Origin of the sequence: Streptomyces sp. NPDC007157, assembly GCF_040634235.1 — a bacterium.
GTDB lineage: Bacteria > Actinomycetota > Actinomycetes > Streptomycetales > Streptomycetaceae > Streptomyces.
Window position 1 is genome coordinate 14,495 of the sequence record NZ_JBEYFE010000013.1, and the last position, 15,196, is coordinate 29,690.

At 68.0% G+C, this 15,196-nt stretch carries 7 protein-coding genes and 1 pseudogene; 6 read left to right on the forward strand and 2 right to left on the reverse strand.

Features of this window, described 5'->3' with window-relative positions; translation table 11 throughout:
• Positions 1 to 5 precede the first annotated feature (5 nt).
• Complete coding sequence (locus tag ABZ642_RS23520; protein WP_360487370.1) at positions 6 to 3,905, forward strand: DNA-directed RNA polymerase subunit beta'; 3,900 nt, start codon at positions 6 to 8, stop codon at positions 3,903 to 3,905.
• Positions 3,906 to 4,416: 511 nt separating this feature from the next.
• Here the strand turns inward: ABZ642_RS23520 and ABZ642_RS23525 are convergent.
• On the reverse strand, positions 4,417 to 5,679 hold the full coding sequence (locus tag ABZ642_RS23525) for a hypothetical protein (RefSeq protein WP_360487373.1): 1,263 nt from the start codon (positions 5,677 to 5,679) through the stop codon (positions 4,417 to 4,419).
• Between the two features lie 504 nt (positions 5,680 to 6,183).
• Here ABZ642_RS23525 and rpsL point away from each other — a divergent pair.
• The 5 genes and pseudogenes from rpsL (at position 6,184) to ABZ642_RS23550 (ending at position 13,783) form a co-directional block, all read left to right on the forward strand.
• Positions 6,184 to 6,555 carry a 30S ribosomal protein S12 gene (gene rpsL, locus ABZ642_RS23530; RefSeq protein ID WP_003948652.1) on the forward strand — a complete coding sequence of 124 codons (372 nt, stop codon included), beginning with the start codon at positions 6,184 to 6,186 and terminating at the stop codon, positions 6,553 to 6,555.
• A 2-nt stretch (positions 6,556 to 6,557) separates the two neighbouring features.
• Positions 6,558 to 7,028, forward strand: coding sequence for a 30S ribosomal protein S7 (rpsG, locus tag ABZ642_RS23535; protein ID WP_007384059.1), 471 nt, complete (start codon positions 6,558 to 6,560; stop codon positions 7,026 to 7,028).
• Positions 7,029 to 7,067: 39 nt separating this feature from the next.
• Positions 7,068 to 9,194 carry an elongation factor G gene (gene fusA / locus ABZ642_RS23540; protein ID WP_360487377.1) on the forward strand — a complete coding sequence of 709 codons (2,127 nt, stop codon included), beginning with the start codon at positions 7,068 to 7,070 and terminating at the stop codon, positions 9,192 to 9,194.
• Between the two features lie 156 nt (positions 9,195 to 9,350).
• Complete coding sequence (gene tuf, locus ABZ642_RS23545; RefSeq protein WP_351693772.1) at positions 9,351 to 10,544, forward strand: elongation factor Tu; 1,194 nt, start codon at positions 9,351 to 9,353, stop codon at positions 10,542 to 10,544.
• 225 nt (positions 10,545 to 10,769) lie between these two features.
• Positions 10,770 to 13,783: pseudogene (locus ABZ642_RS23550) on the forward strand (glycosyl hydrolase 115 family protein).
• A 93-nt stretch (positions 13,784 to 13,876) separates the two neighbouring features.
• On the opposite strand, the gene ABZ642_RS23555 reads toward ABZ642_RS23550, so the two are convergent.
• Positions 13,877 to 15,148, reverse strand: coding sequence for a S41 family peptidase (locus ABZ642_RS23555; RefSeq protein ID WP_360487996.1), 1,272 nt, complete (start codon positions 15,146 to 15,148; stop codon positions 13,877 to 13,879).
• Positions 15,149 to 15,196: the final 48 nt, after the last annotated feature.

Below are 15,196 nucleotides of genomic sequence, written 5' to 3' on the forward strand. Positions count from 1 at the left end.
GCATAGTGCTCGACGTCAACTTCTTCGACGAGCTCCGGATCGGCCTGGCCACCGCTGACGACATCCGTCAGTGGAGCCACGGCGAGGTCAAGAAGCCCGAGACGATCAACTACCGCACCCTCAAGCCGGAAAAGGACGGGCTCTTCTGCGAGAAGATCTTCGGCCCCACCCGGGACTGGGAGTGCTACTGCGGCAAGTACAAGCGCGTCCGCTTCAAGGGCATCATCTGTGAGCGCTGCGGCGTCGAGGTGACCCGCGCCAAGGTGCGCCGTGAGCGGATGGGCCACATCGAACTGGCCGCGCCCGTCACCCACATCTGGTACTTCAAGGGTGTCCCGTCGCGCCTGGGCTACCTGCTCGACCTCGCCCCGAAGGACCTGGAGAAGGTCATCTACTTCGCGGCGTACATGATCACGTTCGTCGACGAGGAGCGCCGTACCCGCGACCTGCCCTCCCTGGAGGCGCACGTCTCGGTGGAGCGTCAGCAGGTCGAGAACCGCCGGGACGCCGACCTGGAGGCCCGCGCCAAGAAGCTGGAAAGCGACCTGGCCGAGCTGGAGGCCGAGGGTGCCAAGGCCGACGTGCGCCGCAAGGTGCGCGAGGGTGCCGAGCGTGAGATGAAGCAGCTGCGCGACCGTTCGCAGCGCGAGATCGACCGCCTCGACGAGGTCTGGACCCGCTTCAAGAACCTCAAGGTCCAGGACCTGGAGGGCGACGAGCTGCTCTACCGCGAGCTGCGGGACCGCTTCGGTACCTACTTCGACGGTTCGATGGGTGCCGCGGCGCTGCAGAAGCGCCTGGAGTCCTTCGACCTCGACGAGGAGGCCGAGAAGCTCCGCGAGATCATCCGCACCGGCAAGGGCCAGAAGAAGACCCGTGCGCTCAAGCGCCTGAAGGTCGTCTCCGCGTTCCTGCAGACCAGCAACAGCCCCAAGGGCATGGTGCTCGACTGCGTGCCGGTCATCCCGCCGGACCTTCGCCCGATGGTGCAGCTGGACGGTGGCCGCTTCGCGACCTCCGACCTGAACGACCTGTACCGCCGTGTGATCAACCGCAACAACCGCCTGAAGCGCCTTCTCGACCTCGGTGCGCCCGAGATCATCGTGAACAACGAGAAGCGCATGCTCCAGGAGGCCGTGGACGCCCTCTTCGACAACGGTCGTCGTGGTCGCCCGGTCACCGGTCCCGGTAACCGCCCGCTGAAGTCCCTCAGCGACATGCTGAAGGGCAAGCAGGGTCGATTCCGTCAGAACCTGCTCGGCAAGCGTGTGGACTACTCCGCGCGTTCCGTGATCGTCGTCGGTCCGCAGCTGAAGCTGCACCAGTGCGGTCTGCCGAAGGCGATGGCGCTGGAGCTCTTCAAGCCGTTCGTGATGAAGCGCCTGGTCGACCTGAACCACGCGCAGAACATCAAGTCCGCCAAGCGCATGGTGGAGCGCGGCCGCACCGTCGTGTACGACGTCCTCGAAGAGGTCATCGCCGAGCACCCGGTGCTGCTGAACCGTGCGCCCACCCTGCACCGCCTCGGCATCCAGGCCTTCGAGCCGCAGCTGGTCGAGGGCAAGGCCATCCAGATCCACCCGCTCGTCTGCACCGCGTTCAACGCGGACTTCGACGGTGACCAGATGGCCGTGCACCTGCCGCTGTCCGCGGAGGCGCAGGCCGAGGCCCGCATCCTGATGCTGTCCTCGAACAACATCCTCAAGCCCGCCGACGGCCGTCCGGTGACGATGCCGACCCAGGACATGGTCCTCGGTCTGTTCTTCCTCACCACCGACGGCGAACTGCGTGACGTCAAGGGCGAGGGCCGGGCCTTCGGGTCCACCGCCGAGGCGATCATGGCGTTCGACGCCGGCGAGCTCGCGCTCCAGTCGGCGATCGACATCCGCTTCCCGGTGGGCACCATCCCGCCGCGCGGCTGGACCCCGCCGGCCGTGGAGGAGGGCGAGCCGGAGTACCAGACCGGTGACACCTTCCGGCTGCGCACCACCCTGGGCCGCGCGCTCTTCAACGAGCTGCTGCCCGAGGACTACCCGTTCGTCGACTACTCGGTGGGCAAGAAGCAGCTCGGCGAGATCGTCAACGACCTGGCGGAGCGCTACCCCAAGGTCATCGTGGCGGCGACGCTCGACAACCTGAAGGCGGCCGGCTTCTACTGGGGCACCCGTTCCGGTGTCACCGTGGCCATCTCCGACGTCGTCGTCCCCGAGGCGAAGAAGGCGATCGTCGCGGGCTACGAGGCGCAGGACGAGAAGGTCCAGAAGCAGTACGAGCGCGGTCTGATCACCAAGGAAGAGCGCACGCAGGAGCTCATCGCGATCTGGACCAAGGCGACCAACGAGGTCGCCGAGGCGATGAACGAGAACTTCCCCAAGACGAACCCCATCTTCATGATGGTTGACTCGGGTGCCCGAGGAAACATGATGCAGATGCGTCAGATCGCCGGTATGCGTGGTCTGGTGTCGAACGCCAAGAACGAGACGATCCCGCGTCCGATCAAGGCCTCCTTCCGTGAGGGCCTGTCGGTGCTGGAGTACTTCATCTCGACCCACGGTGCTCGAAAGGGTCTGGCGGACACCGCTCTGCGTACCGCCGACTCGGGTTACCTCACCCGTCGTCTGGTCGACGTCTCCCAGGACGTCATCATCCGCGAGGAGGACTGCGGCACCGAGCGCGGCCTCAAGCTGCACATCGCGGAGGTCGGCGCGGACGGTGTGCTGCGCAAGGCGGAGAACGTCGAGACCAGCGTGTACGCACGTGCGCTGGCCGAGGACATCGTCGTCGACGGCGTGGTGCTGGCCCCGGCCAACACCGACCTCGGTGACGTCCTCATCGAGGAACTGGTCGCGCGTGGCGTCTCCGAGGTCAAGACCCGCTCGGTCCTGACCTGTGAGTCCGCCGTCGGCACCTGCGCCATGTGCTACGGCCGTTCGCTGGCCACCGGCAAGCTGGTCGACATCGGTGAGGCGGTCGGCATCATCGCCGCCCAGTCCATCGGTGAGCCCGGTACCCAGCTGACGATGCGTACCTTCCACACCGGTGGTGTGGCCGGTGACGACATCACCCAGGGTCTGCCGCGTGTCGTCGAGCTCTTCGAGGCCCGTACCCCGAAGGGTGTCGCCCCGATCTCCGAGGCCCAGGGCCGCGTGCGGATCGAGGAGACCGAGAAGACCAAGAAGATCGTCATCACCCCGGACGACGGCAGCGACGAGACGGCGTTCCCGATCTCGAAGCGCGCCCGGCTCCTGGTCAGCGAGGGCGAGCACGTCGAGGTGGGCCAGAAGCTCACCGTGGGTGCCACCAACCCGCACGACGTGCTGCGCATCCTGGGTCAGCGTGCCGTCCAGGTCCACCTGGTCGGCGAGGTCCAGAAGGTCTACAACTCGCAGGGTGTGTCGATCCACGACAAGCACATCGAGATCATCATCCGGCAGATGCTGCGCCGCGTGACGATCATCGAGTCCGGCGACGCCGAGCTGCTGCCCGGCGAGCTGGTCGAGCGCTCGAAGTTCGAGCACGAGAACCGTCGTGTGGTCCAGGAGGGCGGTCACCCGGCCTCCGGTCGTCCGCAGCTCATGGGTATCACCAAGGCCTCGCTGGCCACGGAGTCCTGGCTGTCTGCGGCGTCCTTCCAGGAGACGACGCGAGTCCTCACCGACGCGGCGATCAACGCCAAGTCCGACTCGCTCATCGGCCTCAAGGAGAACGTCATCATCGGTAAGCTCATCCCGGCCGGTACGGGTCTGTCCCGCTACCGCAACATCCGGGTGGAGCCGACCGAGGAGGCGAAGGCCGCGATGTACTCGGCCGTCGGCTACGACGACATCGACTACTCGCCGTTCGGCACGGGCTCCGGCCAGGCCGTTCCGCTGGAGGACTACGACTACGGTCCGTACAACCAGTAGTAGTTGGTTCCGAAGGGCGGTCACCCCGGCGTGGGGTGGCCGCCCTTCGGCGTGTCCGGACTCGCGCACGGCATATCGGGGCGGCCGATATTGATTACGTCTCACCAACGAGTGGTGAATTCGTCCGTCAATGAAATTCTGTTGCGGGACAGCGGGTGTGACGGGGGAGCGGAAAGGGTCGGCGTCGGGGTACCTCGCCGGCGCCGGTTCGCTGGACGATTTACGGGCAATACGCTGAGTAATTCGCCGTCGAACAGCCCTCGATCGAGTAGACACTGTGGACGTTCAGGACCTTGATCGAAGGCTCGACCTCGTGCGCATCCTGCATGGCGAATTCGCGCAGGTCAGAGAGGTTCTGTCGGTACGGGGCGGCTCGTTGTTCGCGGCACTCTCCGGGAGAGCGGGAACGGCGGGAATGGCGCCCAATTCAACGGAGGTGCGCCGACCGTTCGCGACATCCGGCGCATGGGCGAGGCCACCGATAAACCTCGGCGGCACCTGAACGGCGCCGCTACGGAATTCCCAGCTCGAAGATCACGTAGTGCGCGTACCACCCCGACGCCACCGCGGCCGTGGTGAAGAACACCACCAGGCTCGGCCACTTCAGCCGTGCCATCGCCGCGGCCGGGGCCAGCAGCAGCGGGAAGACCGGGAGCAGATAGCGCGGGGTGTTCCCGAACATCTGCTGGGTGCCGAGGATCGTCACGATCGAGGCGAGGGTGTACGCGGTCAGCACCAGCGGCGGCCGTTTCCGCAGCATGAGCGCGACCAGGAACGGCAGCGCCACCACCATCTGCACGGCGATCAGGTCCGGCACGGAGTAGGCGAAGGGATAGTCGCCGTGCCCCACCGCCACGTTCCGCAGCACGTCCAGCGTGTACGCGCCGAAGTCGAAGTAGTGGGCCCAGGCCTCGCGCTGGAGCGCGAAGTAGGCGCCGAGGCCGCCCATCGACCAGCCGACCCAGGCGATGTAGGCGAGGAGGCCGAGGGGTGCGGCGACCGCCGCGTACAGCGGGGCGGCGACGCCCTGCTCGCGGCGGCTGTCCCGGCGCAGCAGCGTCACCAGGGCCGCCAGGCCGACCGCTCCGATCAGCACCGCCGCCGTCGGGCGGCTCAGGCCGGACAGGAAGGCCAGCAGGCCCGCCGTCACCCAGCGGCGCTTCAGCACGGCGTGGCAGGTCCAGGCGGCGATCGCCACGAACAGGGACTCCGTGTAGACCGCCCACTCGACGCCGGCGGCGGGCACCACGGCCCACAGGCCGGCGGCGATGGTGCCGGCCCGGGTCCCCGCGAGCATCGAGATCACCGCGTAGACGCCGGCCGCGGCCACGAAGGAGGAGAGGACCGAGACGAGGATCGCGGAGCCGTAGAGGCCGATGCCGGTGGTCTCCGAGACCGCTCGGATCAGGCCGGGGTAGAGGGGGAAGAACGCGACCGAGTTCTGTTCGGCAGAGAACTGGCCGCCCGGAGGGAGGGGGCGGAGGGGGCCGGGGTGGTAGCCCTTCCGCGCGACCTGGAGGTACCACCAGCCGTCCCAGGTGGACAGGACGTCCCACCAGTGGGCGCCGCCGCCGAAGCGGGGGTCCTTGTGGCGGTAGTCACCGGCGTACGCGAGGAGCCAGGCGAAGACCAGGAGGCCGGTGAGCTTGGCGGCGCCGTAGAGGGCGAGGGGCGGGAGGTAGGGGCGGGCGGCCGGAGGGAGGCGCACGGTGCGGGGGAGGGGCCGGGGCACCGGCTCGGCGGTCGTCGCGGGGTCGTTCTGAGCCGTGCTCATGACCGTGATGCCCCCTGAAGAACGCCGATGGAAGTGCCTCGTGCGGCCGTCTGGCGTCCGCGGCGACCGTTGTGGCTGGTCGCGCGCTCCCCGAGCGTCCGAAGGGGCGCTGGGGTGACCCGGCGATCAGAGGGTCTGATCAGCGTGGCACAGCCGTCGAACCGATCCTCGGCAGCCCGTGTCCTCTTCCGTTCGCGTGTCGTTCGTCTTCGTGGTATATCGGAAGCCTCCCTCAAAACCGCAGCTCAGGCCCTCCTCAACCGGTCCCGCTTCTTTTGTTTTGACCGAAGTGATTGCGCTGGGTACGCTCAGACCTTGTGCCTGGGGTGTGCCCTGACCCTCGTGCGTGCCTTCAAACCGCACCGGAGTGACGAAGTGGCCACCGCGATCCGCGCCCCCTTCTGCCGTTCGGCAGGAGTTCGCGGAATCCGACACACCCGACCGCGTGGGTCGGCGACGTTCCAGGTTAGCTTCACCATTCGGCACACAGAAACCGGAGAAGTAGTGCCTACGATCCAGCAGCTGGTCCGGAAGGGCCGGCAGGACAAGGTCGAGAAGAACAAGACGCCCGCACTCGAGGGTTCCCCTCAGCGTCGTGGCGTCTGCACGCGTGTGTTCACGACCACCCCGAAGAAGCCGAACTCGGCCCTGCGTAAGGTCGCGCGTGTGCGTCTGACCAGCGGTATCGAGGTCACTGCTTACATCCCGGGTGAGGGACACAACCTGCAGGAGCACTCCATCGTGCTCGTGCGCGGCGGCCGTGTGAAGGACCTGCCCGGTGTTCGCTACAAGATCATCCGCGGCTCGCTTGACACCCAGGGTGTCAAGAACCGCAAGCAGGCCCGCAGCCGCTACGGCGCCAAGAAGGAGAAGTAAGAATGCCTCGTAAGGGCCCTGCCCCGAAGCGCCCGGTCATCATCGACCCGGTCTACGGTTCTCCTCTTGTCACCTCGCTCATCAACAAGGTGCTGCTGAACGGCAAGCGCTCCACCGCCGAGCGCATCGTGTACGGCGCCATGGAGGGCCTGCGCGAGAAGACCAGCAACGACCCGGTCATCACGCTCAAGCGCGCGCTGGAGAACATCAAGCCCACGCTTGAGGTCAAGTCCCGCCGTGTCGGTGGCGCCACCTACCAGGTGCCGGTCGAGGTCAAGCCCGGCCGCGCCAACACCCTGGCGCTGCGCTGGCTGGTCGGCTACTCCCGCGCCCGTCGCGAGAAGACCATGACCGAGCGTCTGCTCAACGAGCTTCTCGACGCTTCGAACGGCCTCGGTGCGGCCGTCAAGAAGCGCGAGGACACCCACAAGATGGCCGAGTCCAACAAGGCCTTCGCGCACTACCGCTGGTAGTCGCTACCCACATCGAGACCGAGAGAAGACTGAAGCCTTATGGCTACCACTTCACTTGACCTGGCCAAGGTCCGCAACATCGGGATCATGGCCCACATCGACGCGGGCAAGACGACCACTACCGAGCGGATCCTGTTCTACACCGGTGTGTCGTACAAGATCGGCGAGGTTCACGACGGCGCCGCCACCATGGACTGGATGGAGCAGGAGCAGGAGCGTGGCATCACGATCACCTCTGCTGCCACCACCTGTCACTGGCCGCTGGAAGACGTCGACCACACGATCAACATCATCGACACCCCGGGCCACGTCGACTTCACCGTCGAGGTGGAGCGTTCGCTCCGCGTGCTCGACGGTGCCGTGACGGTGTTCGACGGCGTCGCGGGTGTCGAGCCCCAGTCCGAGACTGTCTGGCGTCAGGCGGACCGCTACGGCGTGCCGCGTATCTGCTTCGTCAACAAGCTCGACCGGACCGGTGCCGAGTTCCACCGCTGTGTCGACATGATCAGCGACCGACTCGGTGCGACGCCGATCGTCATGCAGCTCCCGATCGGCGCCGAGGCCGACTTCAAGGGCGTCGTCGACCTGGTCACGATGAAGGCACTCGTGTGGTCCGCCGAGGCGGAGAAGGGCGAGATGTACGACGTCGTCGACATCCCGGCCACCCACACCGAGGCTGCCGAGGAGTACCGCGGCAAGCTCGTCGAGACCGTCGCCGAGAACGACGACGAGATCATGGAGCTGTACCTGGAGGGCCAGGAGCCTTCCGTGGAGCAGCTGTACGCCGCGATCCGCCGCATCACCATCGCGTCCGGCAAGTCCAAGGACGTCACGGTCACCCCGGTGTTCTGTGGCACCGCGTTCAAGAACAAGGGCGTCCAGCCCCTGCTCGACGCGGTCGTGCGCTACCTGCCCTCCCCCCTGGACGTCGAGGCCATCGAGGGCCACGACGTGAAGGACCCGGAGGTCGTGGTCAAGCGCAAGCCGTCCGACGACGAGCCGCTGTCCGCCCTCGCGTTCAAGATCATGAGCGACCCGCACCTCGGCAAGCTCACCTTCGTCCGGGTGTACTCGGGCCGCCTGGAGTCCGGCACGGCCGTGCTGAACTCCGTCAAGGGCCGCAAGGAGCGCATCGGCAAGATCTACCGCATGCACGCGAACAAGCGTGAGGAGATCGAGTCGGTGGGCGCCGGCGACATCATCGCCGTCATGGGTCTGAAGCAGACCACGACCGGTGAGACGCTGTGCGACGACAAGCAGCCGGTGATCCTGGAGTCCATGGACTTCCCGGCGCCGGTCATCCAGGTCGCCATCGAGCCCAAGTCGAAGGGCGACCAGGAGAAGCTGGGCATCGCGATCCAGCGCCTGGCCGAGGAGGACCCGTCCTTCCAGGTCCACTCGGACGAGGAGACCGGCCAGACCATCATCGGTGGTATGGGCGAGCTGCACCTCGAGGTGCTGGTCGACCGTATGCGCCGTGAGTTCAAGGTCGAGGCCAACGTCGGCAAGCCGCAGGTCGCCTACCGCGAGACGATCCGCAAGGCCGTCGAGCGCGTGGACTACACCCACAAGAAGCAGACCGGTGGTACCGGTCAGTTCGCCAAGGTGCAGATCGCGATCGAGCCCATCGAGAGCGGCGACGCCTCGTACGAGTTCGTGAACAAGGTGACCGGTGGCCGTATCCCGAAGGAGTACATCCCTTCGGTGGACGCCGGTGCGCAGGAGGCCATGCAGTTCGGCATCCTCGCCGGTTACGAGATGACCGGTGTCCGCGTGATCCTGCTCGACGGTGCCTACCACGAGGTCGACTCCTCCGAGCTCGCGTTCAAGATCGCCGGTTCGCAGGCCTTCAAGGAGGCCGCGCGCAAGGCGTCCCCCGTGCTCCTTGAGCCGATGATGGCCGTCGAGGTCACCACGCCCGAGGACTACATGGGTGAGGTCATCGGCGACATCAACTCCCGCCGTGGTCAGATCCAGGCCATGGAGGAGCGGGCCGGTGCCCGCGTCGTGAAGGGCCTCGTGCCCCTCTCGGAGATGTTCGGTTACGTCGGCGACCTGCGCAGCAAGACGTCCGGCCGGGCCAGCTACTCCATGCAGTTCGACTCCTACGCCGAGGTTCCGCGGAACGTCGCCGAGGAGATCATCGCGAAGGCCAAGGGCGAGTAACGCACCGCGCTACGACGCTTTAGGCTTGACCCCGGAGCCTCACGGGCCGTTCCTCCGCATTCGTGGCGGAATGGCCCGGGGCCCGGGAACCAACAGCAAAGATCACCTGGCGCCGATCGAATCAAGGCGTACAGAACCACTCCCAGGAGGACCCCAGTGGCGAAGGCGAAGTTCGAGCGGACTAAGCCGCACGTCAACATCGGCACCATCGGTCACATCGACCACGGTAAGACGACCCTCACGGCCGCCATTACCAAGGTGCTGCACGACGCGTACCCGGACCTGAACGAGGCCACCGCGTTCGACAACATCGACAAGGCGCCCGAGGAGCGTCAGCGCGGTATCACCATCTCCATCGCGCACGTCGAGTACCAGACGGAGACCCGTCACTACGCCCACGTCGACTGCCCGGGTCACGCGGACTACATCAAGAACATGATCACCGGTGCCGCGCAGATGGACGGCGCGATCCTCGTCGTCGCCGCCACCGACGGTCCGATGCCGCAGACCAAGGAGCACGTGCTCCTGGCCCGCCAGGTCGGCGTGCCGTACATCGTCGTCGCGCTGAACAAGGCCGACATGGTGGACGACGAGGAGATCCTGGAGCTCGTCGAGCTCGAGGTCCGTGAGCTCCTCTCCGAGTACGAGTTCCCGGGCGACGACCTGCCGGTCGTCAAGGTCTCCGCGCTCAAGGCCCTCGAGGGCGACGCCGAGTGGACCCAGTCCGTCCTCGACCTGATGAAGGCCGTCGACGAGTCCATCCCGGAGCCCGAGCGTGACGTCGACAAGCCGTTCCTGATGCCGATCGAGGACGTCTTCACGATCACCGGTCGTGGCACCGTCGTCACCGGTCGTATCGAGCGTGGTGTCCTCAAGGTCAACGAGACCGTCGACATCATCGGCATCAAGACCGAGAAGACCACCACCACGGTCACCGGCATCGAGATGTTCCGCAAGCTGCTCGACGAGGGCCAGGCCGGTGAGAACGTCGGTCTGCTCCTCCGTGGCATCAAGCGCGAGGACGTCGAGCGCGGCCAGGTCATCATCAAGCCGGGTTCGGTCACGCCGCACACCGAGTTCGAGGCGACCGCGTACATCCTGTCCAAGGACGAGGGTGGCCGTCACACGCCGTTCTTCAACAACTACCGCCCGCAGTTCTACTTCCGTACCACGGACGTGACCGGCGTCGTGACCCTCCCCGAGGGCACCGAGATGGTCATGCCGGGCGACAACACCGACATGAAGGTGGAGCTGATCCAGCCCATCGCCATGGAGGAAGGCCTGAAGTTCGCCATCCGTGAGGGTGGTCGCACGGTGGGCGCCGGCCAGGTCACCAAGATCAACAAGTGATCTCGGCCCGCAAGGGCTGACCCGGTAGGTATGTGAAGGGGCTCGTACGACTTCGGTCGTACGGGCCCCTTCGCCATTGCCCCGTGGCTCCGGGTCGCCTCCGAGCCGCTCCAGGGCGCTCCGGTCACTCCGAAACTATTCGGCGGGTACGACCCCTGGCTCCCGGGAGCCACTCACCCCACCATTTGTCATGCCGCTGACCAAATTCGTGTGGAGGGGTGAGCCATGTCTGTCAGCCGCAGGGCTGTGCTGGGCGCGGGTGCCGCCGCCGTACCGGTGCTGTCGTCGGGTCCCGCCCTGGCGGGCGGCGACGGCGACGGCGTCGGCGAACCGAGGGTGACGGACCCCGGGGCGTACATCTCCTTCACGGGCGGCGCGTTCTCGCTGGTCGGCGTCCCGGTCGTGGTGAGCGCCGAGGATCACCCCGGAGTCGTACGGGTGGCGGGCGACCTCCGTGCCGACATCGAGCGGGTGACCGGCGTCCGGCCGGGCTCGACGATCGCCCGGCACGTGGTGCTCGTCGGCACGATCGGCCGCAGCCCGCTGATCGACGGCCTGGTGGCGTCCGGCAGGCTGGACGTGACGGGCGTGCGGGGCAGGTGGGAGACCTCGCTCCAGACGGTCGTGGACCGGCCCCTGCCCGGCGTGGAGCGGGCGTTCGTCATCGCGGGCAGCGACCCGCGCGGCACGATCTTCGGGGCGTACGACGTCTGCTACGGCATCGGGGTATCGCCCTGGTACTGGTGGGACGACGTGCCGCCGGTCCACCGCGACCGGGTGTGGGTACTGCCGGGCCGCCACACCCAGGGCACGCCGGCGGTGAAGTACCGCGGCTTCTTCGTCAACGACGAGAACCCGGCGCTCGGGACCTGGGCCCCGGACCGCTTCGGGCCCGGCAAGGCCCCGGGCTATCCCGGCGGCTTCAACGCGGACTTCTACGCCCGTGTCTTGAGGTGCTGCTCCGGCTGAAGGGCAACTACCTCTGGCCGGCGGTGTGGGGGCGGGCGTTCGCGGAGGACGACCCGGAGAACCACCGCAGGGCCTCCGCCTACGGCGTTGTCATGGGCACGTCTCACGAGGCCCCGATGATGCGGGGGATCGAGGAGTGGAATCGCCACGCGGCCGACGGGACCGACCCCTACGGGGGCACGGGCGAGTGGTCGTACCTGCGCAACCCGACGGCGATCAGGGCGTACTGGCGGGCCGGCATCCAGCGGATGGTGGACCAGGGCTTCGAGGGCGTGGTCACCCTCGGCATGCGCGGCAACGGCGACACCGGCCTCCCCGACGGCGACGGCATCGAGCTGATGCGGGAGATCATCGCGGCGCAGCGGCAGATCATCGAGGAGGTGACGGGCCGGCCGGCCGCCGAGACCCCCCAGGTGTGGACGCTCTACAAGGAGGTCCAGCGCTACTGGGACCGGGGGCTGCGGGCGCCCGACGACGTCACCGTGGTCCTGACGGACGACAACTGGGGCAACATCCGCAAGCACCCGTCCCCCGCGGAGCCCCGGAGCGGCGGATACGGCCTGTACTACCACTTCGACTACGTCGGCGCCGGTCGCAACTACAAGTGGGTCGACACGGCCAACCTGGCCAACGTCTGGGACCAGCTCCACCAGGCCCACGCCTACGGCAACCACGGCCTGTGGGTGGCCAACGTGGGCGACCTGAAGGGCAACGAACTGCCGACCCAGTTCTTCCTCGACCACGCCTGGAATCCGGAACGCTGGGACATCGACCGACTCGGTGACTGGGAACGGGGATACGCACGCCAGAACTTCGGCGAGGCGGCGGCCCGGGAGGTCGCCGAAGTACTCGCCGCCTACGGCCGGTTGCAGGCACGCCGCAAGCCGGAGCTGCTGAACCGCCGGATCACGCTCGCGGACGACGGCCAGGTGGTGTACGACGATCAGCAGACGCCCTTCTCCTTCGAGCACCGTGAGTTGGAGCGGGTGACGGAGGAGTGGCGGGAGCTGGGGAGAAGGGCGACACGGATCGAGCGCCGGCTGCCGGCGGCGGTACGGGACGCATGGTTCGAACTGGTCGGATACGAGGTGACGGCGACCGCCAACCTCTACGCGCTGCGGCAGGCCGAGTTCACGAACCTGCGTTACGCGCGCGAGGGCAGAGCGGCGGCCAACGACCGCGCGGCGGAGGCGGAACAGGGCCTGTTGCGCGACTTCGCCCTGGCCGAGCGCTTCAACTCCACTGTGGCGGGCGGCAAATGGCGGGGCTTCCAGACCCAGCCGCACATCGACTACGGGGACGTGGACCGGTACGGCCCCAACGCGCCCTGGCAGCAGCCGGAGAAGGACAACGTGGCCCTGCCGGACGTCCTGTTCCCGGCGGTGCGGCGCATCGAGGTGCCGGAGGCGGCGGGGCTCGGGGTGTCGGTGGACGGCGACGGGGGCGGGGACGGCGACGGGGGCGGGGACGCGCCGGGTCTGCCGTCGTTCAGCCCGTACCAGACCCGGCCGCAGCAGTACGTCGAGGTGTTCAACCGGGGCCGTACCCCCTTCGACTACCGGGTTCAGGCGTCGGTGCCGTGGCTGGTGGTGGATCGTCCGCGGGGCCGGGTGACGCGGCAGGTCCGGGTGGATGTGCGGGTGGACTGGTCACGGGCACCGGCCGGCCGGTCCTCGGGATCGCTGACGGTGAGCGGGGCGGGGGAGTCGGTGACGGTGGCGTGCGTCGCGGAGAAGCCGTCGGCACGGGGGCTGCGCGGCTTCGTCGAGGCGGGCGGCTATGTGGCGATCGACGCGGAGCACCACGACCGTGCGGTCGGCGGCTGGCGCCGGCTGGAGGGGATCGGCCGGACCGGCGCGGGCATGACGGCGTGGCCGGTGACGGGCGGCTGGGGAGAGGCGTGGCCCCGGCTGGAGTACGAGGTGACCCTGCTGTCGGCGGGTGAGGTGACGGTGTGGGCGTACCTGTCGCCGCGCAACCCGGCGCTGCCGGGCACGGTCGGCCTGCGTTACACGGTGTCGTTCGACGACGCGGAACCGGTACCGGTGGACATCACGTCCGGCGCGGACGACGGCCTGCTGAACGCGGTGTGGGCGCGGAACACCTCCGACAACGTGAACCGGACGGCGACCCGCCACCCGGTGGCCCCCGGGGTCCACCGCCTGAAGTTCTGGGCGGTGGACCCCACGGTGGTGGTGCAGCGATTGCTGATCGACACGGGCGGGCTGCCCGCGACCTATCTGGGCCCGCTGGAGAGCCGGCGGCTGTAGCCGCTCCGCGGGACTCAGCCGAAGGCGGCCTTTCCCGTCCGGTCCCTGATCACCACGGTGTAGCTGCCGAAGTGACGGCGGTCGAGCGGCGCGTCATGACCTCGGGCGGCTCAACAGCTTCACCGCCCGGTCGAATGCCGAGTCCCGGCCCTTCGCGAACTCTTCGTCAGTGAAGACGGGTTCACTGATCCGCGGTGGAATACCGGTCCCGTCGAAGGTCCGGCCGTTCCGGGTCAGGTACTCCTCGTTCGGCAGCCAGACGGTCATGCCGTTGGGGAGGTTGCGGGTCATGACGTCCGAGAAGACGCCCTGGGTCGGCCGGCCGATGCGGACCGTGCGGCCCGGCCGGTCGATCAGGGCCTGGGTGAAGGTCTCGCCGGCGCTGACGGTGGAGCCGCCGGTGAGGAGGGCGATCGGGCCGGTGTAGCGGGGCTTGGGGGAGGGGTGCACGAGGATCGGCTCGGGGCGGGTGTGGCGGGCCGGGTCGGCCGGGTCGTTGCGGGCACGCTTGGCGTAGGCGGTGTACGACCTGTCCGTGAGGCGTTCGGCGATGTGGATGCCGAGGGCGTCGGAGCCGCCGCCGTTGATACGGAGGTCGATGACCAGGCCGTGGAGCGAGCGCGTGCGGGCGGGGGTGAGGACGGTGTCGAGCGCCCGGTCGAGTTCGGCGAGTTGGGCGGTGTACGACGCGTTGTCCCGGTCGTATCCGTCGAAGCTCGCGATCCGGAGGTAGCCCAGGTCCCGCTGTTTCAGGTCGGCGTAGGTGAGGAGGCCGCCCGCGAAGTCCTGCCGGTCGGTCGCTGTCCTGAGGTCGCGGTCGACGACGAACTTCTTGACCTTGTCGTTGAGTTCCCCGGTGGGGATGACGGTGCCGGGCCGGGGCACCCCGTAGTGGCGGTCGCCGTCCAGGACCAGGACGTGCGCGTCGTGCAGCGGGGTGATCATGCGGCTGAAGATGTCGAAGAGCTGGGCGCGGGTGGTGTCCTTGTGGACCAGCGGCCGGTAGTGGGCGCGCACGGCATGCCAGTCGATGCCCTTGGCGGCGAAGAAGGGGTAGTTCTCCTCGAACGACTGCCAGAAGACGTCGAAGACGGTGCGGGGGTCGGTCGCGGGCGGGCGGGTGCAGGCGGCCGGCAGGGAGCCGATCCGGCGCAGCTGCCGGTGCCCCACCGCGACGTCGGCGTCGAACCGGGCGTGCTCCCCGTCGGGGGCGGGCCGCACGGTGAGCACGGCGCCCTCGACGTCGTACGTCCCCGGTTTCGCGGCCGCCTCGGCGTAGTACCCCTTCAGGCAGCCGACGGCGGTCGTCTGGTACTCCTGCGCCCCTCGGCCGTCGATGGCGAGGACGGTCCCGTACCCGTCCATGCGCCACAGACCCGTGGCGGTGGCGGTACTGCTGTTCGGTGCCGCCCC